The sequence below is a fragment of the Bacillus vallismortis genome, assembly GCF_004116955.1.
Taxonomy (GTDB): domain Bacteria; phylum Bacillota; class Bacilli; order Bacillales; family Bacillaceae; genus Bacillus; species Bacillus vallismortis.
Map to the genome: position 1 here is coordinate 3,098,329 of NZ_CP026362.1, position 21,674 is coordinate 3,120,002.

Here is a 21,674-nt window from a genome sequence, read left to right on the forward strand (position 1 = left end):
GGGATATGTATTGGAAAAAAGTATTGCACCAAAACCTTTTAACCGTTCTATCATTGTCGGCATTTTATTAGCCGGGGCGTTTGTCGCGATCTTGAATCAGACGCTGTTAATTACCGCGCTTCCCCATATTATGAGGGAATTCAATGTAGATGCCAACCAAGCGCAATGGCTGACAACTTCATTTATGTTAACAAACGGGATTTTAATTCCGATCACCGCGTTTTTAATTGAGAAATTCACGAGCCGGACGCTGCTCATTACAGCAATGAGCATTTTTACTGCCGGAACAGTTGTCGGAGCGTTCGCGCCGAACTTTCCGGTTCTTCTGACAGCGCGTATCATTCAAGCAGCTGGTGCCGGTATTATGATGCCGCTCATGCAGACCGTATTTTTGACAATCTTTCCGATTGAAAAGCGCGGCCAAGCGATGGGTATGGTCGGATTGGTCATCTCGTTCGCGCCTGCGATCGGACCAACGCTTTCCGGATGGGCAGTCGAAGCTTTCTCTTGGAGATCTCTGTTTTATATCATTCTTCCATTTGCTGTGATTGATTTGCTTCTTGCCAGCATCCTAATGAAGAACGTGACGACTTTAAGAAAGACACAGATTGATATTTTATCAGTCATCCTATCGACATTTGGATTCGGCGGCCTTCTGTACGGCTTCTCAAGCGTCGGCTCTTACGGCTGGACCAGTTCAACCGTCTTGATTTCACTGCTGGTGGGTGTCGTCGCACTGATCTTGTTTATTACGAGACAAATGAAGCTTGAAAAACCGATGCTGGAATTCCGCGTCTTCACGTTTGGCGTGTTCAGCTTAACAACACTGCTTGGAACGCTTGTCTTTGCACTATTGATCGGTACGGAAACCATCCTGCCGCTTTATACACAAAACGTCAGAGACGTCACAGCTTTTGATACAGGACTCATGCTTCTTCCGGGAGCCATTGTGATGGGCTTCATGTCACCGATCATCGGCAGAATCTTTGACCGTGTCGGCGGAAGAGGGCTGGCGATCGCCGGTTTCTGCATCATCTTCCTGACATCGCTGCCGTTTATGCAGCTGACCGACCATACGTCACTCGCTTGGATTGTTGTGTTGTATACCGTTCGTCTCTTAGGTACCGCCATGATCATGATGCCGGTGACCACTGCCGGAATCAACGCGTTGCCGCGCCACCTGATCCCGCACGGAACAGCGATGAACAACACCATCCGCCAAGTCGGCGGCTCGATCGGAACCGCACTATTGGTATCCGTCATGAGCAACCAAGCGGCACACGCAGGCACGACAAATGCGAAACACGCAGCCCTGCACGGCATGAACGCCGCATTTCTTGTGGCAGCCTGCATCGCGCTTGCCGGCTTCCTTCTCTCTTTTACATTAAAGAAACCTCAGCGCCCTGCCGAACAGCAGCCGGCACGCTGATCCATAAAAAAAGAGCCCCGCTTTTAAGCGGAGGCTCATTTTTTTACTTCTCTAAACCGTCTTTCACTTCTTTAATCATTTGCGTCATAGACTCAAGTCCGCCTCCTGATAAGTACCAAGTAGCAGAATCAAGGTAAACGACGTGATCATTTTTCACTGCGTTTACGTTTTTCACATAATCGTTTTCAACGACTTGTTTTGTAGATGATGTTTCTCCGATCGCTGTGCCGCGGTCAATGACAAACAGATAATCCGGGTTCGTTTTTGAAATGTACTCATAAGAAACGCTTTGTCCGTGAGTAGACGCTTTGATGTTTTTATCAGCCGGTGTCACGCCGAATACGTCGTGAATCAAGCCGTATCTTGATTTAGAACCGAACGCGCTGATTTTTCCGTCGTTCGCCATGATGACAAGACCGTTTTTGTTAAGCTTTTCAGCTGTTTTCTTAAGGTCTGCAATTGAGCTATCAATTGTTGCAAGTTCATCTTTCACTTCATCTTCTTTATCAAAGATCTTACCGATTGTTTCCGCGTCTGACTTAAATGACTCCATGTATTTCGCTGTGTCCACGCCAAGGTAAATCGTCGGCGCGATATCAGAGAATTCTTTGTATGACTCAGATTGTCTTCCTGAAATAATGATCAGGTCAGGGTCTATTTCAGCCACTTTTTCAAAGTCAGGCTCTTTTAAGCTTCCCACATCAGCATATTTGTCATCTTTGAATTGGGACAGATACTTAGGAAGGGCTTGTTTCGGCAGGCCCGCCACTTTATCATCAAGACCGAGTTTATCTAACGTATCTAAGCTTCCAAAATCAAATACGACGACTTTTTTAGGATTCTTTGGCACTTTTGTGCCGTCTTTATCCAGCTGGTGTTTCACTGTGATTTGTTCATTCTTTGAATCAGAACCTTTGCTGCTGCTTGTGCTTTGGTTTCCGCATGCGGAAATGACAACTGCCGTTACCAACGCGATGAATAGTAATGCGAACTTTTTCATGCTCCTCACCTCTTCTATATATTAAGAAAAATAAACACCTATTCTTTGATGATCAATTGTCTGAATCGGGATGGTCATATCGTAAATTTCCTCAAGCACAGAGGTTTCAATAATCTCCTCAGGCGGCCCCTCTTTTACGATTCGGCCGTTCTTCAAGGCCACGATATGATCGGAGTAGACGGATGCGAAGTTGATATCATGAATCACAATCACGATTGTTTTTCCTAGCTCCTCTACCAGCCGTTTCAGCAGTTTCATAATTTCAACTGAATGTTTCATATCCAGGTTGTTCAGCGGCTCATCCAGAAAAATATAATCGGTGTCCTGGGCAATGACCATTGCGATAAATGCCCTTTGGCACTGTCCGCCGCTCAGCTGATCCAGATATTTGTCCTGAATGTCTTCCAGCTTCATATAGCCGAGCGCCTGGTTGATATGAACCCAGTCATCCTCTGTCAGCCGGCCTTGTGAGTACGGAAATCTGCCGAAGCTGACAAGATCTTTGATGGTGAGCCTAATGTTGATTTGGTTCGCCTGCTTCAAAATGCTCATTTTTTTAGCAAGCTCTTTACTGTCGCAGGATCCAATCTCTTGGCCGTCTATGAAAATCTCGCCGGAGTCTTTTTTGATCAGGCGGCTCATCAAAGACAGCAGCGTGCTTTTGCCAGCGCCGTTAGGCCCGATAAACGAGGTGATTTTGCCTTTTTGAATCGTGACTGACGTCTCTTCAAGGACAACTTTCCCCCCATATTGTTTGCTTACTTTTTTGACCTCTACCATGATTTATTCTCCTTTAACAGCAAGTAGATAAAATAAATCCCGCCGGCAAAATTGATAATGACGCTCAGCGTCGTTGAGAAGGTAAATACTTTCTCAACCACAAACTGTCCTCCCACCAGCGCGATGATGCTGATCAAGACGGAGCCTGCGATTAAGTATGAGTGCTTATATGTATTCAAGAATTCTCTCGCCAGGTTGACGACAAGAAGCCCTAAAAACATAATTGGCCCGACTAGCGCTGTTGAAACAGAAACAAGGATCGCAACCACGACCAGCATCTGCTTCACCACTTTGTCGTAGTCAATGCCCAAATTCACGGCGTGCTCGCGACCGAGCGACAGCACGTCAAAAAACTTCGTAAAACGCCAGACATAAACGCCTGTCAGCAGGAAGATGATGAACGCAAGCCATAACAAATCCGTATTAATGTTGTTAAAGCTGGCAAACATCTTGTCCTGCACAACTTGAAACTCATTCGGGTCAATCAGCATCTGCATAAAGGAAGACAGGCTGCCAAACAGCGTGCCAAACACGATGCCGACGAGCAGAAGGAAAAAGATATTTCTCCCCTCTCCCTTGAACATGAGCTGATACAAAACTAGAGAAAACACGATCATCAGCAGAACAGAGATGATAAAGTTCATGTTTTTATTCATGATGACCATATTTGCAGAACCGAACAAAAAGATGATGCCGGTCTGAATCAGCATGTAGAGAGAATCTAGGCCCAAGATGCCCGGTGTCAGAATGCGGTTGTTCGTAATCGTTTGAAAGATCATCGTCGAAAACGCAATCGCTCCCCCCGTCAGCACAATGGCGGCGACCTTTTTGATTCTTCTCGGCAGGGTGTAATCCCAATTGCCTACATCATAAAATAGAAATAAGCCGATACATACAATGGATAAACCAACGAGCAACGCAATTTTCACCTGGTTACGCATACGCTTTTCTCCTTAACAGCATAAACAGGAAAATGCCGCTGCCGATGATTCCGACCATCAGGCCAATCGAGATTTCATAAGGGAAGATAATGATTCTGCCCAATATATCACAAAACAGCACAAAAACCGCTCCCAACAGCGCCGTGTGCGGCAGGCTGTTCTTCAAATTGTCTCCTCTGTACATCGATACAATATTCGGGATGATTAAACCGAGAAACGGAAGCATACCGACAGTCAAAATGACAAGAGACGTGATCAGGGACACGATCATGAGCCCGATGTTCACAACTCGTTTATACTTGAGGCCGAGGTTGACAGAAAAGCTTTCTCCCATACCGGCCACTGTAAATTTATCCGCATAGAAATAGGCAATGATGACGAGCGGAATACTCAGATAAAGAAGCTCGTATCTTCCTTTCACGACTAAAGAGAAGTCTCCCTGAAGCCATGATGACACATTTTGGATCAAGTCATATTTATATGCGATAAATGTCGCGATGGAACTGACGATATTCCCGAGCATTAAACCGACAAGCGGAATAAAGATGGTGTCGTTGAACTTGATTCTTTCAAGAATTTTCATAAACAGAAAATTCCCTGCAAGGGCAAAGACAAACGCGACCAGCATTTTGATTAAAGGACTGGCAGATGTAAACAGCAGCAAAGAAATTAAAATGCCAAGCCTCGCCCAATCCACCGTGCCCGCCGTTGTTGGTGACACGAATTTGTTTCTGCTGATCTGCTGCATAATCAAACCGCAAATGCTCATGCTTAAGCCCGCGATAAGAATGCTGACCAATCGCGGCAAACGGCTTGCAAACAGCGTTGATGCCTCTTGTTTGCTTAAATCGAAGAGATCAAGCGGCGACAGATCTTCTACGCCGATAAACACAGATGTGATTGCTAATATGATAAGTAGAATAAATAAGTAACGTAGCTTCATGCTGCCTCCTTACAATCCTTACAGCAAAAAGAACGTATCTCCTACTTCCGCAAGGACTCAAAACAATATGGCCATATAGTAATTGATTATCATTATCATTTACAATATTACCATTTTTCTAGTTTTAGTCAATATTCTTTCAAAATATTAATGTAGTCATTTATTCAATTTTACTAATCATTCGATTCATTTTCCATCCCAAATCGTTAGGCTGTTTACCATATTTATCTTTACCACGCATGTATGCGGTCAGTAAACCTGACATTAATCCTCGTGGGAAACACAAATGTTCATTACAGAAAGAAATTATCCTTGATTTACAGGACTGAAAGAGAGATAATGTATACTAAATTTATTTGAAAATTTTAAACATTAGGAGATGTGAACATGAAGGTCGTTAAATTCGGAGGCAGCTCACTTGCTTCAGGTGCCCAACTTGAAAAGGTGTTTCACATCGTAACCTCAGACCCGGCACGGAAAGCTGTCGTCGTTTCAGCTCCGGGAAAACGCTATGCTGAGGATACGAAAGTGACTGATCTCTTAATCGCATGTGCAGAACAATATTTGGCATCAGGCAGCGCCCCTGAATTGGCGGAAGCTGTTATGGAACGGTATGCCCTCATCGCCAATGAGCTTCAGTTGGAGCAAAGCATTATCGAAAAAATCCGCGATGATCTGTTTACGCTTTTAGAAGGAGAGCAAAACAATCCCGAGCAATATCTTGACGCAGTCAAAGCTAGCGGAGAGGATAACAACGCCAAGCTGATCGCCGCCTATTTCCGCCATAAAGGCGTCAAAGCGGAATATGTCAACCCGAAGGATGCCGGCCTTTTTGTGACAAATGAACCCGGCAACGCACAAGTTCTTCCTGAATCCTATGAAAATCTCTATCGTCTTCGGGAACGTGACGGCCTTATTATTTTTCCCGGTTTTTTCGGGTTCAGCAAGACTGGCGATGTGATCACATTCTCACGGAGCGGTTCTGATATTACGGGTTCCATTCTTGCCAACGGGCTTCAAGCCGATTTGTACGAAAACTTTACAGACGTAGACGCTGTGTACTCTGTCAATCCGTCCTTCGTTAAAAATCCCAAGGAAATCAGCGAGCTGACATATAGAGAGATGCGGGAGCTGTCCTACGCGGGGTTTTCAGTGTTTCATGACGAAGCGCTCATTCCGGCGTTTAGAGCGGGGATTCCCGTGCAAATCAAAAATACGAATAACCCGTCAGCCCAAGGCACCCGCGTCGTCAGCAAGCGGGATAACACAAACGGCCCTGTCGTCGGCATCGCCAGCGATACAGGCTTTTGCAGCATTTATATCAGCAAGTATTTAATGAACAGAGAAATCGGATTTGGCCGCAGAGCCCTTCAAATCCTCGAGGAGCATGGTTTGACGTATGAGCATGTTCCATCGGGTATTGATGACATGACCATCATCTTGCGCGAGGATCAAATGGATACTGCCGCCGAACGCAGCGTGATTAAACAGATCGAAAAGGACCTGCAGGCCGACGAAGTCATTGTCGAGCATCATCTCGCACTGATTATGGTTGTTGGAGAAGCGATGCGCCACAATGTCGGCACAACGGCAAGAGCGGCCAAAGCATTATCAGAGGCAAATGTGAATATTGAAATGATCAATCAGGGATCTTCTGAGGTAAGCATGATGTTCGGCGTAAAAGAAGCCGAAGAAAGAAAAGCCGTTCAAGCGTTATATCAGGAATTTTTCGCGGGCGTGCTGATCTCTTAGTTACATAAATAGCGGGCGCAAACATCCCGCTATTTTTTATGCGGCCTGGCTCATAGCCAAATTGTCCATTTTTTCTCTTGTCCACTAATGGCCCTGTCAAATGGATCTGTTGCGCATATCTTATAGTATCCATGATAGGGAGGTGGAGCCTTATGTCAGGATACACTGGCGGCGGCGGTTACAATAATTCATTCGCTTTAATCGTTGTATTGTTTATTCTTTTGATTATTGTTGGAGCGGCATATGTAGGCAGCGGCTTCTACTAAACCTTTTTCACTTACCTCATAGGCGCCGTAAGACTAAAATTAGTCTTACGGCGTTTTTGTTTTGATATGTCTATACCCAATCCTCTTCTGGCCATTGCGCATATAATAAGGTAATCTCACAAGGAGGTGGCACAAGATGTCAGGTTATGGAGGAAACTCATTTGCTTTGATCGTTGTGTTATTTATCCTCTTGATTATTGTGGGTACTGCGTTTTATAACGGAGGATACTAAGAAAATATTCTCCATGGAAGGGCAGCGCCGAAAGAGACATGTCTTGCGGCGCTGTTTCTGTAAAAAACCCCTTCTCGCAATGAGAAGGGGCTGGTTTTTATGTCATTCCTCTTTCCGCCACATGAAAGTCGGGTGCTTCCGCGTTAGCAGAGACGCCGGCTGCTGTAAAAATCGCAGCTGCGGCTAAACAAATAACAAACAACTTAGATTTCAATTTCATACAAACCTTCACTCCTTTGTATTTGTTTTCTTGCCTCTTCAACTTGTAAAAAGTAGGAAGCAGACAGTTTGAACCATTTCTGTTCATAGTAATATTTTGCTACTTCTAGGGCTAAATCCTCTATATCAGCGTACATATTTTTATTTTTTAAGTATTGGAAACATCGATCGATTCCTTCTTCATTGGGCTGTTGCTGATATAGGGATTGCAAAAACTCGAATTTTACCGCGTAGTCTGCATCGTCTGTTTCTTTAGCATATTCATAGCCCCGCTTGTGATATGCCGAAGCTTTATCATGTTTTCCCCGTTTATAATAAATCAGGGTGATTAAAAAATAGGCTTGCGGCAACGAATTGATGATCCGGCTGCTTTCAAACGTGGAGACCGCTTTTTCAAAGTAGTCAATAGCAGGGTCAAGAAGGTCTTGATTGTAATAGCATAATCCGAGATTGTAGTATGCCCTTCCGACCAACTGGGCTTTTTGTTCTGCTTCGGCCATATCGAGCGCCAATTTGAAATGGCGTGCGGCTTGTTCAAAATTCCTTTCATCCATCAGGTTGACCCCGAAGACGAAATGGCATTGAATGATTCTCACATTATAGGTTTCCTGCTCCACATAAATTTCATAGGCGTTTTTTATATTAATCAGTGAAAAGTACGTTTGCTTCATATAATAATAAGCTTCCGCGATTTTAAAATAGAATTCAGCACGCTCAATATGGTCTGCGACAAAGGAAAGCTTTTTTTCCGCCTGTTTATAATATGTAATCGCCGAAATAAATTCCCGCTTATCAAACTCATACATCCCGCGGAAAAAATTCACATAATAGTCGAGCAGCCCTTTGAGATCCGCCTGATTGCTGTCAATGTTTCTTGATAATTCAGACAGGCTTGGCTGGTCCTCGATATTTAACTTCTCTAACGGCTCAAGATAATCAAGCATAAGCTGGTGGCGGAATTCCATTAGTGAATAATAAAGCAGCAAGTTGGAATCATGCTGCATGTGTTTCAGTTCCTGCTGGATTTCAGCTTTCAACACTTCGGCATCCGGCACGCTGAATGTGCGGATATATTTGTACCACTCGTTAATTTTTTGACCGACCGCTGAAGAAGGAATTACCCCGCTCTTCATTCCTTCACCCTCTCCCATCAAAAACTGTTTATGTCATATTTTATCATGTTTAGAGACCCTCCCACCCCGAAAAACACGCAATCTTTGTTTCGGGGGCACGCAATCAACCGAAGCGGTGTGCAAAAAAAGGCGGATGCATCTGAGGATGCGCCGCCCTGTATGTTATGGCTGTTTTGCCGTTAAAGGAAGGCGGATGATAAATGTTGTGCCTTTTCCTTTTTCACTCTTAATTTCTACTGTGCCCTGATGCATTTCAACGAGCTGCTTGACGATGGAGAGACCGAGCCCGTATTCCCCGTACGCCGTGTTCGTTCTCGAAATATCAGCTTTGTAGAACCGCTCCCAAATATGCTCAATATCCTCTTTGGAGATGCCGATTCCCGTATCTTCAATTTCGATAATCGTCTCTTTATATCCCTCTATTCCGCGCAGCCAAATGTTGCCGTTTTCCGTAAATTGGATGCTGTTTTTTGTTATGTTGACGAGGATTTGAATGAGCCGGTCGTAATCGGCATGAACAATGACATGATCCTCTACCTGAATCGCCAGCTTGTTTTGCCTTTCTTCCGCCTGCTGTTCCAAGTGTTCTTTCACAATTTCAAAAACCTCAATCAGCGGAACATCGAGCTTGTTCAACGTAATTTGCTGCGATCTGATTTTTTCATAGTCCAGATTTTCTTTGACAAGCCGCAGCATGCGCTTCGTTTCCTCACTGATGAGCGAGAAGCATTTTTCCTTCTTATCTTCAGGAATCGTATGGCTGTTCAGCCCTTCAACCAAGCCGTTGATCGTCGTCAGCGGTGTTTTTAGTTCGTGTGATACGTCAGCGATAAACTGCCTTCTCCGCTTCTCAAGGCGGTCGATTTGATCTCTTGATTGCTTTAATTTTTTCGCCATGATCGTAAAGTCAGACGCCAGTACGCCGATTTCGTCCCCGTAGCTGCTTTCCAAGTGAATGTCATAATCGCCGGAAGCTACCTTATCCGTCGCTTCTCTCAGTTTTTCAATCCGTTTCACATGGAATTTCGATAGCAGCCAGCTGACGAGAATGGAAATGGCAAGCGTGCTGATCACGGCATAAAACATATAGAGATTGACCTGATTGACCATCTGTTCAACACCGCTGATCGGAGAAATCAGCATAACGGCACCTTTAAATTCGTTCTGGACATAAATAGGCTGCGCCACAAGAGACACTTCATCATCAAAACGGCCATCCGCTCTGATCATGACAGTCTGCCCTTTCTTCAGCTTACTCCACTCAGATTTCTTCAGCTTTTCTCTTGGCGGAAAACCTTCGGGCATGAAGTAAGGGCGTTGCTTTTCATCAAAGAGCATGAATTGTGTCTTTCTCGTGCCCAGCAAATCCTGATACGGGTACAGCCTGTGCATATCAATCTGACCGCCTTGGAATTCGTTTGCGATCTGCACCGCGTATGACGTCAATTCCTCTACTTTGTTTTGATAGGCAAACTCTTTTACAAAGTGGGAAAAGAGAGAAATGATAATGACAAACGCTAAAATCAAAATGCTGATATGGCTCAGCAGCAGCTGATATAAATATTTAATCTTCATCAAATTTATACCCTACTCCCCACACCGTATATAGGAAAGGCTTTTCCTCGCTGGCAAGCTTTTTCCGCAGCCGTTTAATATGAACGTCTACCGTTCGCTCATCTCCGTAGAACTGATAGCCCCAAACCTGTTCAAGCAGCTGCTCTCTGGAGAACACTTGCCGCGGATTTTGGACAAGGTAATAAAGCAGATCGAATTCCTTCGGCGTGAGGTTTTTCACAGGTTCTCCGTTTAAAAACACTTCTCTTGTCTTCTTATTAATAATAAAGCATTCCGTCTCGATTCTATCATCATCCATAACCGCCTTGCCTGTCGCCTGGTACCTTCTGATAACGGCTTTGATGCGGGCAACCAATGTCAGCGGACTGAACGGCTTCGTGACATAATCGTCCGCTCCCATCTCAAAACCGATAACCTGGTCTGATTCAGTGTCTTTGGCAGTCAGCATGATAATCGGCACCGTGCTTGTCTCTCTTATTTTTCTGCAGATGGTCACGCCGTCCATAGACGGAAGCATAATGTCCAAAATGATCAGATCCCAATTTTCCTCCGTAAAACGCTGGTACCCCTCTAACCCGTCATGGACGAATTCAGCTTCAAAACCTTCCTTAAAAAAGAACATCTCCGTCATCGTACATACACTAACATTATCTTCTATCATTAATATTTTCATTATATCCTCCGGTTGTTGTGATGCTTTTTTCTATAATAGCACCATTTGAGCCAGAAGGTTTTGTGTTTCACAATTGTTAGTTTTTATTTCATCGACTAGAAATAGATTGTTCATAGTTTTTTCATACCTTTGGGCTACTATTCATTTATCAGCAAGCGGGCCCGCCCCACAGGCGGCCTTATCAATAAAAATACCTATACGGAGGAACATACATGAACTTCATCAAACGGGCCTTTTGGAATATGAAGGCGAAAAAGGGAAAAACGTTCTTGCAATTATTTGTGTTTACAGTCATATGTGTCTTTGTTCTGTCAGGCCTCACCATCCAGTCGGCAGCACAAAAATCAAGCGAATTGGCCAGACAGGAACTCGGCGGAAGCGTGACGCTCCAAGTTGACCGCCAAAAACAAATGGAAAAACAGCAGGACAGCGGGGAAAAACGCAGTTTCGAATCAACACCGATCAAAGTGTCTGATGCGAATAAACTAGCTGCACTTGATCATGTGAAGAGCTACAACTACATTAATTCGGCTTCAGCCAACGCGGGAAACTTTGATGCGATTGAAAGCTCAAGCTCAAGTAATTCCAGCTCAAGCAGTTCGAGCTCAAATGCGAAAAACAGCCAAGGCGGCGGACAAGGCGGACCGCAAATGGTTCAAGCCGATCTTTCGATTGAAGGTGTCGTCAGCACAGCGTTAGTTGATGAATTCTCTGACGGAGATTCAAAAATCACTGACGGACGTGCGATTACAAAATCAGACGTCGGCAAAAAAGTAACAGTGGTGAATGAAACATTGGCGGAAGAAAATGATATAAGCGTTGGCGATTCGATGACAATTGAGTCAGCAACCGATGAGGATACAACGGTGAAGCTGAAGGTTATCGGCATCTATAAAACAACGTCTTCAGGCGATGACCAAGCCCAGAATTTCTCTTTCTTAAATCCTTACAACAAGCTTTACACACCTTATACAGCAACAGCGGCGCTGAAAGGTGACGACTATAAAAACACCATTGATTCGGCTGTTTATTATATGGACGATGCCAAAAATATGGATGCTTTCGTAAAAGCAGCAAAGAAAACATCCATTGACTTCGATACGTACACACTGAATACAAACGATCAGCTTTACCAGCAAATGGTCGGCCCGATCGAAAATGTAGCTTCATTCTCTAAAAACGTCGTGTATCTTGTGTCAGCGGCAGGCGCAGTCATTCTCGGCCTGATTGTTATGATGTCAATCAGGGAGCGCAAATATGAGATGGGCGTGTTAATGGCCATCGGTGAAAAACGTTGGAAATTGATCGGACAGTTTTTAACTGAGATTCTGATCGTGGCCGTTATCGCCATCGGCCTTGCATCAGTAACGGGAAACCTAGTCGCAAACCAGCTCGGCAATCAGCTTTTATCCCAGCAGATCAGTTCATCAACCGATTCAACGCAATCCGCAAACGGCCAAAACGGGCAAATGCCTGGCGGCGGTCGTATGGGCGGCGGAATGTTCGGCCACAGCTCGGCAAACGCGGATGTCATTGATTCACTGAACGTCGCTGTTTCTATGAACGACATGCTAGTTCTTGGCGGAATCGGCATCTTCATCGCGATCATCGCAACATTGCTGCCGTCTATTTCAGTACTGCGGCTCCACCCGAAAACGATCTTGACAAAACAGGAATAGAAAGAGGCGAAACCTATGAGCTTATTAGAATTTCAACAAGTGGGTTACTGGTATAAAGACAAGAGCCAGCCATTGTTTCAGGATATCAACATCAGCTTTCGAAAAGGAAAATTTTATACAATCGTCGGCACATCAGGGACAGGGAAAACCACTTTTCTGTCTCTGGCAGGCGGACTTGACGCACCAAAAGAAGGAACGATCCTTTACAACGGAAAAGCCGTTTCCAAAATCGGATTAACCAATTTCAGAAATCAATTTGTATCCATTGTCTTTCAGGCGTACAACCTGCTGCCATATATGACGGCTCTTCAAAACATCACGACCGCCATGGAAATCACGGGTTCTAAAGAAAAGAATAAAGAAGCGTACGCGCTGGAGATGCTGCAGAAGGTCGGCATCAATGAAAAACAAGCCCGGCAAAAAGTGCTGACACTAAGCGGCGGACAGCAGCAGCGGGTATCAATTACAAGAGCTTTCTGCTGTGACACGGATCTCATCGTAGCCGATGAACCGACAGGGAACCTTGATGAGGATACATCAAAAGAAATCGTGCGGCTCTTTCAAGATCTGGCACACAAGGAAAAGAAATGCGTCATCATGGTAACGCACGATGAGCAAATTGCGAAAGTATCGGACATCAATATCAGGCTTTCAAGAGGAAGCTTTACTGTGAAGGAAAACGCCGCAGTCGTATAACAAAAACGCGCCTCTGCCAGTGCAGACAGGGGCGCACCCTATATCCCCCTTTTATATAGAAGTGAACGTAAAAAGAGCGGCGGCTGCATCCCCCCGCTCTTTTTACTGTTTCTTTTCTTCCGATGACTTTACTTTCTCTCTTCGCTTCTTTTTCCAAACGGCTATGATAAACAAGAAAAGCGGAAACAAAAGCTGAAAGGGCAAATGAATATAGAGCGGCACCACCTTCAAGCCTTCGTTCAAATGCTCCGAAAAGTTAGTCGCAATCGTAATGGAAAGGAGTAAGATGCCAAATCCCATCGGATAAGCCAATTGAGAAGGGTTCTTTTCCTTAAAGAGCGTGGACGTGCCCACAACCACCGCGTATAAATAAAGGCTGACCTTAAAGAAACCTCCGATAATCAGCGCCAGCATAAAAAAGACATCGAGACGGTCTAAAAATTCTTCAACCTTGATTGTCTGAATGGTGCTTAATAGCGGAAACTGGGATCTTAATGTCAAATCAACATCAAGCACGCTGATATTAATCGCCACGGTTAGCGTCACAACCAATCCGCTGATGACCATGGCAAGCATTCCCGTTTTTTTTACACCTTTACGATCACTGAGATAAGGAAAAATCATCACAAATAGTACAACCTCACCAAATGGCACATACATCGTTTGTGTTAAGACGGAATGAATGATAGGAGAAAAACCATCTGCTAAAACCGGCTTTAAATTTTGCGGTTCTACAGAGCCTGATACAATAAGCAATACGAGACCGAACGCACCCAGAAAATACATGGCCCCAAAAAGCAGTTCCGCTGACCGGGCCAGTACTTCAATTCCTTTTCTGACCGCGTAAATGCTAACAACCATTAATAGCGCGTTGACAATAATGATAGGTGTATCATGGTACGCAAACGTCAAAAGCATTTCTCCGAAGTCACGCAGTACCCGTGCGGCAATATAGGCAAAGTATAAAATATAGAGAAATGAAAAAATCCAGCTGAGCTTGGTGCCGAGCATATCATCCATATATTCTTTCGGAGAGAAGTCCGGATAGCATTGGTAAATTCCCTGATACAAATAAAACAGAAACAAACCCGCAGCACAGCCCAAGAGCACTGCTATCCAGGCATCACGGCCCGCCATCGCCCCCGGGGTAATCAATAAGGAGCTGCCCAGCTCAAAAATGATAATCATGACAAACAGCTGCCTGATGCTAATTTGAGCTTTTTCCATCTGTCACTTCCCCTTTCTCCAAGGCCTATTCATGGCCGAGCTGGTGCCTGATCGGGTTATTGCGTAATCCCGTTCTTCTGATATATATCTCCGCCTTCACATCGACAGGCAGTTCAGGCAAATACTCTTTGTCCCATGTGTCTTTCATTTTTTCCCACTGCTTCGGATACTTTCTAAATATCGTCTCGCCAAATCCGATAAAATCTATTTTGTTCTTTTTAATGGTTTTCACAGTTCTGCTGATTTCATCTTCCAATTCTTTGTTCAAAGCTTTTTCAATACCGGCCAGCACCTTTGGATCGGACAATTGGAACGGATATTTGACAGCGTCTATGATGCCCTCGACAGTGACATGAACATGAATTCGCGGGCGGCCGTTGCGCATCTCGGGGCTTAGCTTGGTGTCTTGGTGTGTGATTTGTAAGCTTACCGCATCCTTTGTCTTGCCCCAATCGGCATTAATAAACGTATGCTCAATCTCGTTCAAAAGCCAAACCACACCGGAGCTCACCGTATCATCTTCAATCCAATATTTTAAATGGCCTTTTTTATCGAATACCGCTAAACCGTTTGCCTGAAGAATCGCTTTAGGGTCGGTTGCCTGTGTGTTTTCCAGGCTGATCCCCTTTTTGCTGTCACCGATCATCAAATACCCGGGTATGACTGGCGCTTGTGTCGAAGCAGCAAGGGTTTTTATGACGTCCTGAATATTCGTTTTAATGACCCTTCCATACTGCGCCTGTGTAAAGTCGAGTGTTTTATTGACTTTATTAGACGGAATTTTATCAATCGGCGTCAGGGTTTTCACAATATTTTCCGCTTTCGTTTTATGAGCGATGACCACTGTGGCCGTTGTCCTGAACTCTGTGTCACGGTCAAGATTATCTAACACAAAATCCAAGCCTTCCTCTTTCGCCAGCTTTTCACTGATCACGATCAGGTTCGTATGGGCAAAGTAAAGCCGTCTCGATACCTTCATGGAGGCTTTTCTCAGCGCTTCCGTCATGTTGTCTCCTTCAATCGAATAAACGGATACAGGCGGCCTGTCTCCCGCACCGCCGCCCTGAAGCCCGCCGGCTACATTTCCGGGATTGATAATTTGAAAATGCAGTACATAGTTTCCTTCATTTGTCCTATCGATGCCTATCGCAGAAATAATCGCTAAATCTGTCAGTTCCCGCTTATCCCAGCAGCCGGGCAGCACAATGATGCTCAAAAGCATGATAATGGCTAATACACGATTACGTATCATCCTTATCCCCTTCTTCCATTTCTTTGTTCACCATTCCGCGTGAAGCGTCCGGCACAGGCCGCTGATGTTTTGACTGGCGCACTTTATCTTTCTTGGTGATTGATTCCGGCCGTTTTTCATCAGCCCACCACGGCACCCTAAACAGCGTGTCCTTTACGCCTTGAGAAGAAAAAGGAGCAAGCGGGGACATATAAGGGACCCCAAAGGAACGAAGGCTGCATAAATGAACAAACATCACAATGATCCCCAAAATCAGCCCGTAAAATCCCATAACAGCCGAAGCAATAATAAAGATGAACCGAATGAGCCGGGCTGAAATCGCCATCGCAAACGCCGGTGTTGCAAAGCTGGCAATAGCCGTAAGAGCAACGATGATGACCATGGCCGGAGAAACGATGCCAGCCTGTACGGCAGCCTGGCCGATAACAAGCGCACCTACGATAGATACCGCCGAGCCGACGACACGGGGCAGCCTGACTCCCGCTTCTCTGAGGATCTCAAAAGCAACCTCCATCGTGAGTGCTTCGACAACAGCGGGGAATGGAACAATTTCCCGCTGGGCGGCAATGACAACCAACAGCTGTGTCGGGATCATTTCCTGGTGAAACGTCGTGGCTGCCACATAAACAGCCGGTGCCACAAGCGAAATAAAAAAGACTAGAACCCGCAGAATCCGTATGCTCGTCGCAATGTCAAACCGCGAATAATAATCTTCAACCGATTGAAAGAATTGAACAAATAAGGCAGGAGCAATAAGAACAAACGGCGTTCCGTCCACAACGATGGCAAATCTTCCTTCCAACAGATTTCCCGCTACAACATCAGGACGTTCTGTATGATACATGGTCGGAAACGTTGTAAATGTTTCATCTTCAATCAGCTGCTCGATATATCCCGACTCTAAAATACTGTCAATATCTATTTTTTTCAGGCGAGAGCGAACTTCTTTCAGCACCTTTTCCTCGCAAATGCCATGAATGTACATTAGCGCGACATCTGTATGTGTTACAGACCCGATTTTCATTTTCTCTACCCATACATTCGGATTTTTGATGTATCGGCGGATCATGGAAATATTGGTCTGAAGAGACTCTGTAAACCCTTGCCGCGGACCGCGGAACGACACCTGGGTGCTAGGCTCTTGGATGGAGCGCTGCTCTCCGCCCTGTGTGCTGCAGATTAGCGCTGCTTCAGATCCATCTGCAAAAACCAGCGCATTACCTACCATCAATTCAGAAAAAAGCTTGTCCCAATTCCCATTCGCTTTCACCCCGCCCAGCGGAAGCGTTTTTTCGAGAATCTGCTGGATGGCATGAGGATTTTGGATGGACGGACTCTCAACCAAAGGCTCAATTAAGGATTCATGAAGCGTGTTATTATCAACCAAACCCGCGATATAAATAACGGCGAGGCGGACACGATCCTGTTCACCGATTTTGATCTCGCGAATGATGACATCAGCGCTGCTTCCGACTTCCTTCTTCATTTCCGCTATGTTTTTTGTCAAACTTGCGGAAATGAGTACAGGCCTTTCTCTTTCTTGCTGCTGTTCGTGATTCTTTTCTTCTGTATTCTGTTTGTCTTTTGAATCGGTATTGTTCTTTCGCTTAGAAAATAAAGGCATACACAAATACCTTTCTTTGTCGTTTTCTCATATTCTCCCTTTAGGCGTTAAGTTTATGCATGTATCGCCGGGCAGTATAACTCTCTGATAAAGACAGAAACTAAAAGGCGGAGGGTGATCAATCATGAAGATATTAGGCGTGACAGCGCTTTTATTGTTTTGTCTGTTATTTATTTCTGTATTCATGGACACGCTGCAAGGATTCAGTTTGACAAAATCCCTATTCAACAATATATCCAGCTTTAAGATGACAACGTTTGCTGAATCGATCGTGATTTTATTTTTCATTTTGGAATTGAGCAGAGAAATATTCTTGATGTATAAGTCGAAAAAAAGAACCCCAAGGCGGGGCGCTAATTTTAGGCGATGATATTGCCGTCTGCGGTATCACTGCTATGTTTGCTGATGGTTCCTTTGAAGATGTGATTGCCGATGATTTTGGAATAGGTTGAGGTGTTTGTTTGGATGGCTGTCGCCGTGCCTGCGGAGAGGTTATTGATGGTGTTTCCAGAGATGATAGAGCCTGCTGAATCGTTAACATATATGACAATTGGATTTCCGGCTGTTCTGTTGACTGAAATGGTATTATCAAAAATCTCATGCACACCAGCGTTGATATAGATGGTGACCAAAAGCGGAGATCTCTCAATGTGGTTGCCTATAATTGAGGTTTTCGACCTTGTTGAACAGTAGATCGGGTAGTTTTTAAACGCTTTACATGTGTTGTTTTTGATGATAGCGCTCGCATTGTTCGTGACGGAAATGGTATACGACTCCAAGGCGCCTTCAAACGCATCGGGGATCATTGTATTTCCTTCAATCACGGCGTTTCCTTGAGCGATCCAGATCCCCCGGCTGAATTTTCTCATCACATTATCTTTTATAATCATATCGCCGCCGGAAATGTTCACGCCGTCAATGACTTGAATGAGGCAGTTATTCAAAAATGCGGTATCATCTGACAGCACTGCGCGAAGGCCGGTGCTGCGCCTTGTTTCAGACAATCCGTTTTGAATCTGGTTGCCGTCCACCTTTACGTCGGAAGACTGATAAACCAATATCCCTGTGTTTTGAAAGTTGCTGATTTTGTTGTTCGTGACAAGCACGCTCTTTCCCCTGACATCAATCCCTGTTGAAAACCCGGTAATGAGGTTGCCGGCGATGACCGCATCACTGCTCTCTTTTCCTTGTGACACACCGAGTCCCGTAATCCCGACTCTAGGCGCGGCAGCCGCGTCTTTCTCCCATCTGAGAATATTTCCTTTGATCACTGTTTGCGTTCCATACCCATAGCTGATCGTATTGTCTGAGTGGTTACCTTCTATTGAAATTCCGTACCCGTTAAAGTTGGTCACAGAACTCGAAACATTCCCCGTAAAATGGTTATTGCGAATGGATACATTGACCGGTTCTTCATAATCAATATCACCTTCGCCATATCCTTCTATGTCAATTCCGAACTTAGGCGCTGTTCCATTTCCCGTTCCGGCGTCCTCAATCAAGCATCCCTCCACTGTGACCATGTCACATCCGGTAATGGAAATGTTATTCCTTCTCGACCGCCGAACCTCACAGCGGCTGATGGTGACATGCTCTGACGTTCGATAATCATCATTTGTCTTTAATCCTCTCGGACTGACAATGATCCCGTCTCCGGTAAAATCAGAAATTTTGACATCATCAATCACAACATTCGAACATCCTTCAATACATATGCCGAAGCCCCATTCATGGGTTGACCTGATGCCCGCGGACACATACGTATGCTCATCGCGATCGCCGATGATTTGTCCTCCGGAAATGGTTATATTCTCTTGCTTGCCTACATAAAATGCGGAATAACCCCACGAACTGTTCGGAATGACTTTCATGATACACTCGGGGTCCATCACAATCTCAAGGTTGGCAGGAACTTTTATCCCCGCGTTTCGAAACCTCTGATTGGGATCACCTCCAAGCGTTCCGTCTATTAGATATGTTCCCTTTGGAAACCAGACCGTATGATATCCTTTCAAAACAGCGGTACTGAGGCATTGATTAATCAGTTCTGTTGAATCCGTTTTGCCATCTCCTGAAACACCGAAATCAGCCGCATTTAATATGAATTCAGCCAATTGCGAGCCTCCTTCTTCATGATACTATCATGATACGCATAACGGCCCGATCCGCTTGTACATTTTTCTAAAATTTTATTGAAAAAATATAAAGGAATCGTTTTGTTAGAAAACCTTACGGAAAAAGGACTTAATCATTAGGATAAAATCACTATTTTTATACTGTTACAATTTTTCCATTATGGAACTATTTGAAATGCGTATAAATTATATTGACACAAGTATTATATAAGAATATGATTTTTATAATACACTTTTTTAAGAAAGGGTTTGGCTGACATGGCTTCAATTGATAACGAAAGTATCATTAAAAGCGTCCCGCAAAAAGGGTTCTTTGGTCACCCGAGGGGACTATTTACGCTCTTTTTCACCGAATTTTGGGAACGTTTCTCTTACTATGGAATGAGAGCAATCTTACTTTACTATTTGTATACAGAGACGGTAAACGGAGGGCTTGGCTTTGACAAAGGCACAGCGGTAGCCATTATGTCAATTTACGGATCTCTCGTATACATGTCGACTATTATAGGCGGATGGCTTGCTGACCGGGTATTCGGAACCGCAAACACCGTGTTTTACGGCGGCATATTCATTATGTTCGGCCACATTGCACTCGCCTTTCCGGGCAGCGCGACAGCATTCTATATCAGCATGGCGCTTATCATTATCGGAACAGGCTTATTAAAACCAAACGTTTCAAGCGTGGTTGGAGATCTTTACACGAAAGAAGACCCGCGCCGCGACTCAGGTTTTAGTATTTTCTACATGGGGATTAACCTCGGCGGTTTGCTCGCGCCGTTAATTGTCGGAACACTCGGACAGAAGTACAACTATCATCTTGGCTTCGGAGTGGCCGCAGTCGGAATGCTTCTCGGACTTATCGTATATGCTGTAACAAGAAAGAAAAACCTAGGGCTTGCAGGCTCAAATGTGCCGAATCCGCTGTCTAAAAAATCTGCGATTGGCACTGGAATCGGTATTATCATTTTAGCGATCGCAGTGATGGTCTCTGTACAAACAGGCGTGCTGACGATCAATCGTTTCATCGACCTTGTGAGTATTCTCGGTATTCTGATCCCTATTGTTTATTTCATCATCATGTTTACTAGCAAAAAAGCGGACAAAACTGAAAAATCTCGTCTTGCCGCTTACATTCCTTTATTTATCGGCGCTGTCATGTTCTGGGCCATTCAGGAACAGGGAGCGACCATTCTTGCGGTTTACGCTGATGAACGTATAAAGCTTTCATTGGGCGGATTAGAACTTCAGTCATCTTGGTTCCAATCATTAAATCCATTGTTTGTCGTCATTTTCGCGCCAATTTTCGCTTGGTTATGGATGAAGCTTGGCAAACGCCAGCCGTCCACACCAGTTAAATTCTCAATCGGAATTATTCTAGCCGGATTGTCATTTATCATTATGGTATTCCCGGCTATGCAAGGGAAAGATGCACTCGTAAGCCCGCTTTGGCTCGTTCTCAGCTTCCTGCTTGTCGTGCTTGGAGAGCTGTGCCTGTCTCCAGTCGGTTTATCCGTCACAACCAAACTGGCACCAGCTGCATTCTCTGCACAAACAATGAGCATGTGGTTTTTGACTAACGCAGCCGCCCAAGCAATCAATGCCCAAGTAGCCGGATTGTTTGATAAAATTCCTGAAACAACTTACTTCGGCACCATCGGCTTGATTTCTATCGTGCTCGGCGGCATTCTGCTGCTGCTTTCGCCAATTATCAAGCGTGCGATGAAAGGGGTCTTATAATAAGAAAACAGCCCGCGGATTTTTGATCCTGCGGGCTGTTTTTTTATTTGTCCATCCATTTGCTGAAGCTTTGATCAGAGGCTTGCGGTTCTTCCAGCACCGGCTGATGGCCGCTACCCTCAAAAACAACCTTCTTCACATGAGCATATAAACCGTCAACAGCATCCCACAATGTAACAGGCCCAACCAGATAATCATATCCTCCTAAATCGATGTAAACCGGTACTTGAACATCAGATAACCGCTCAACAAGATCGAGCTGGGCAAATGTATGCCCCCATCATTCTTCAATAATCGGCATATTGGTGAAAACACCTTCATCTATAGTAATGAAAAAATCCCTCCAAAAGGAGAGATTCATTGTAAATATGTGGCGACCTT

20 protein-coding genes and 1 pseudogene are annotated in these 21,674 nt (G+C 44.7%); 8 read left to right on the top strand and 13 right to left on the bottom strand.

Annotated features, from left to right (window positions below):
- Positions 1-10 precede the first annotated feature (10 nt).
- Positions 11-1,429, top strand: coding sequence for an MDR family MFS transporter (locus BV11031_RS16430; protein ID WP_010330804.1), 1,419 nt, complete (start codon positions 11-13; stop codon positions 1,427-1,429).
- 43 nt (positions 1,430-1,472) lie between these two features.
- Here BV11031_RS16430 and BV11031_RS16435 read toward each other — a convergent pair whose 3' ends face one another.
- Genes BV11031_RS16435 through yclN form a run of 4 tightly spaced genes read right to left on the bottom strand, consistent with a single transcriptional unit; the run spans position 1,473 to position 5,093 of the window.
- A complete protein-coding gene (locus tag BV11031_RS16435) occupies positions 1,473-2,429 on the bottom strand; it encodes a siderophore ABC transporter substrate-binding protein (RefSeq protein ID WP_010330803.1) in 957 nt (318 codons plus the stop codon).
- Between the two features lie 21 nt (positions 2,430-2,450).
- Entirely contained in the window at positions 2,451-3,209 is a 759-nt protein-coding gene (gene yclP / locus BV11031_RS16440; protein WP_010330802.1) for a petrobactin ABC transporter ATP-binding protein YclP, read from the bottom strand.
- Positions 3,203-4,150, bottom strand: a complete 948-nt coding sequence (gene yclO, locus BV11031_RS16445; RefSeq protein WP_010330801.1) for a petrobactin ABC transporter permease YclO — start codon at positions 4,148-4,150, stop codon at positions 3,203-3,205. The genes yclP and yclO overlap by 7 nt, the downstream gene beginning before the upstream one ends.
- Positions 4,143-5,093 carry a petrobactin ABC transporter permease YclN gene (gene yclN, locus BV11031_RS16450; protein ID WP_010330800.1) on the bottom strand — a complete coding sequence of 317 codons (951 nt, stop codon included), beginning with the start codon at positions 5,091-5,093 and terminating at the stop codon, positions 4,143-4,145. Before yclN ends, yclO begins: the two co-directional genes overlap by 8 nt.
- A 387-nt stretch (positions 5,094-5,480) precedes the next feature.
- On the opposite strand from yclN, the gene BV11031_RS16455 reads away from it, so the two are divergent.
- The 3 genes from BV11031_RS16455 (at position 5,481) to BV11031_RS16465 (ending at position 7,343) form a co-directional block, all read left to right on the top strand.
- Entirely contained in the window at positions 5,481-6,845 is a 1,365-nt protein-coding gene (locus BV11031_RS16455; RefSeq protein WP_010330799.1) for an aspartate kinase, read from the top strand.
- A gap of 152 nt (positions 6,846-6,997) precedes the next feature.
- Positions 6,998-7,111, top strand: a complete 114-nt coding sequence (locus BV11031_RS16460) for a YjcZ family sporulation protein (RefSeq protein ID WP_010330798.1) — start codon at positions 6,998-7,000, stop codon at positions 7,109-7,111.
- 136 nt (positions 7,112-7,247) lie between these two features.
- Complete coding sequence (locus tag BV11031_RS16465; protein WP_026014550.1) at positions 7,248-7,343, top strand: YjcZ family sporulation protein; 96 nt, start codon at positions 7,248-7,250, stop codon at positions 7,341-7,343.
- A gap of 97 nt (positions 7,344-7,440) precedes the next feature.
- On the opposite strand, the gene phrC is transcribed toward BV11031_RS16465, so the two are convergent.
- The 4 genes from phrC to yclJ all read right to left on the bottom strand — a co-directional run bounded on the left by phrC (position 7,441) and on the right by yclJ (position 10,943).
- Positions 7,441-7,563: a phosphatase RapC inhibitor PhrC gene (gene phrC, locus BV11031_RS16470; RefSeq protein WP_010330797.1), complete on the bottom strand. Its 123-nt coding sequence runs from the start codon at positions 7,561-7,563 to the stop codon at positions 7,441-7,443.
- Positions 7,547-8,695 carry a response regulator aspartate phosphatase RapC gene (gene rapC, locus BV11031_RS16475; protein WP_010330796.1) on the bottom strand — a complete coding sequence of 383 codons (1,149 nt, stop codon included), beginning with the start codon at positions 8,693-8,695 and terminating at the stop codon, positions 7,547-7,549. The genes phrC and rapC overlap by 17 nt, the downstream gene beginning before the upstream one ends.
- A 162-nt stretch (positions 8,696-8,857) precedes the next feature.
- Positions 8,858-10,273 carry a two-component system sensor histidine kinase YclK gene (yclK, locus tag BV11031_RS16480; RefSeq protein WP_082246392.1) on the bottom strand — a complete coding sequence of 472 codons (1,416 nt, stop codon included), beginning with the start codon at positions 10,271-10,273 and terminating at the stop codon, positions 8,858-8,860.
- Positions 10,260-10,943 carry a two-component system response regulator YclJ gene (yclJ, locus tag BV11031_RS16485; protein WP_010330794.1) on the bottom strand — a complete coding sequence of 228 codons (684 nt, stop codon included), beginning with the start codon at positions 10,941-10,943 and terminating at the stop codon, positions 10,260-10,262. The genes yclK and yclJ overlap by 14 nt, the downstream gene beginning before the upstream one ends.
- A gap of 212 nt (positions 10,944-11,155) precedes the next feature.
- On the opposite strand from yclJ, the gene BV11031_RS16490 reads away from it, so the two are divergent.
- Both BV11031_RS16490 and BV11031_RS16495 read left to right on the top strand, forming a co-directional pair.
- Entirely contained in the window at positions 11,156-12,622 is a 1,467-nt protein-coding gene (locus BV11031_RS16490; RefSeq protein ID WP_010330793.1) for an ABC transporter permease, read from the top strand.
- Positions 12,623-12,637: 15 nt separating this feature from the next.
- Complete coding sequence (locus tag BV11031_RS16495; RefSeq protein WP_010330792.1) at positions 12,638-13,318, top strand: ABC transporter ATP-binding protein; 681 nt, start codon at positions 12,638-12,640, stop codon at positions 13,316-13,318.
- A gap of 102 nt (positions 13,319-13,420) precedes the next feature.
- On the opposite strand, the gene BV11031_RS16500 is transcribed toward BV11031_RS16495, so the two are convergent.
- The 3 genes from BV11031_RS16500 to gerKA are packed head-to-tail and all read right to left on the bottom strand — an operon-like array spanning position 13,421 to position 17,421.
- Entirely contained in the window at positions 13,421-14,545 is a 1,125-nt protein-coding gene (locus BV11031_RS16500) for an endospore germination permease GerKB (RefSeq protein ID WP_010330791.1), read from the bottom strand.
- Positions 14,546-14,570: 25 nt separating this feature from the next.
- Complete coding sequence (locus BV11031_RS16505; protein WP_010330790.1) at positions 14,571-15,797, bottom strand: Ger(x)C family spore germination protein; 1,227 nt, start codon at positions 15,795-15,797, stop codon at positions 14,571-14,573.
- Positions 15,787-17,421 (bottom strand): spore germination protein GerKA, encoded by a 1,635-nt coding sequence (gene gerKA, locus BV11031_RS16510; protein ID WP_010330789.1) that lies wholly within the window; start codon positions 17,419-17,421, stop codon positions 15,787-15,789. Before gerKA ends, BV11031_RS16505 begins: the two co-directional genes overlap by 11 nt.
- Positions 17,422-17,545: 124 nt before the next feature.
- On the opposite strand from gerKA, the gene BV11031_RS23005 reads away from it, so the two are divergent.
- Positions 17,546-17,791 carry a YczF family membrane protein gene (locus BV11031_RS23005; RefSeq protein ID WP_010330788.1) on the top strand — a complete coding sequence of 82 codons (246 nt, stop codon included), beginning with the start codon at positions 17,546-17,548 and terminating at the stop codon, positions 17,789-17,791.
- Here the strand turns inward: BV11031_RS23005 and BV11031_RS16520 are convergent.
- Complete coding sequence (locus tag BV11031_RS16520; protein WP_010330787.1) at positions 17,781-19,535, bottom strand: right-handed parallel beta-helix repeat-containing protein; 1,755 nt, start codon at positions 19,533-19,535, stop codon at positions 17,781-17,783. The genes BV11031_RS23005 and BV11031_RS16520 overlap by 11 nt on opposite strands.
- A 279-nt stretch (positions 19,536-19,814) precedes the next feature.
- On the opposite strand from BV11031_RS16520, the gene BV11031_RS16525 reads away from it, so the two are divergent.
- The gene (locus tag BV11031_RS16525; RefSeq protein ID WP_010330786.1) at positions 19,815-21,293 is read left to right on the top strand and encodes a peptide MFS transporter; all 1,479 of its coding nucleotides are present in this window, start codon (positions 19,815-19,817) and stop codon (positions 21,291-21,293) included.
- Between the two features lie 43 nt (positions 21,294-21,336).
- Here BV11031_RS16525 and BV11031_RS23010 read toward each other — a convergent pair.
- A pseudogene (locus tag BV11031_RS23010) lies at positions 21,337-21,612 on the bottom strand (alpha/beta fold hydrolase); the annotation flags it as partial.
- Positions 21,613-21,674: the final 62 nt, after the last annotated feature.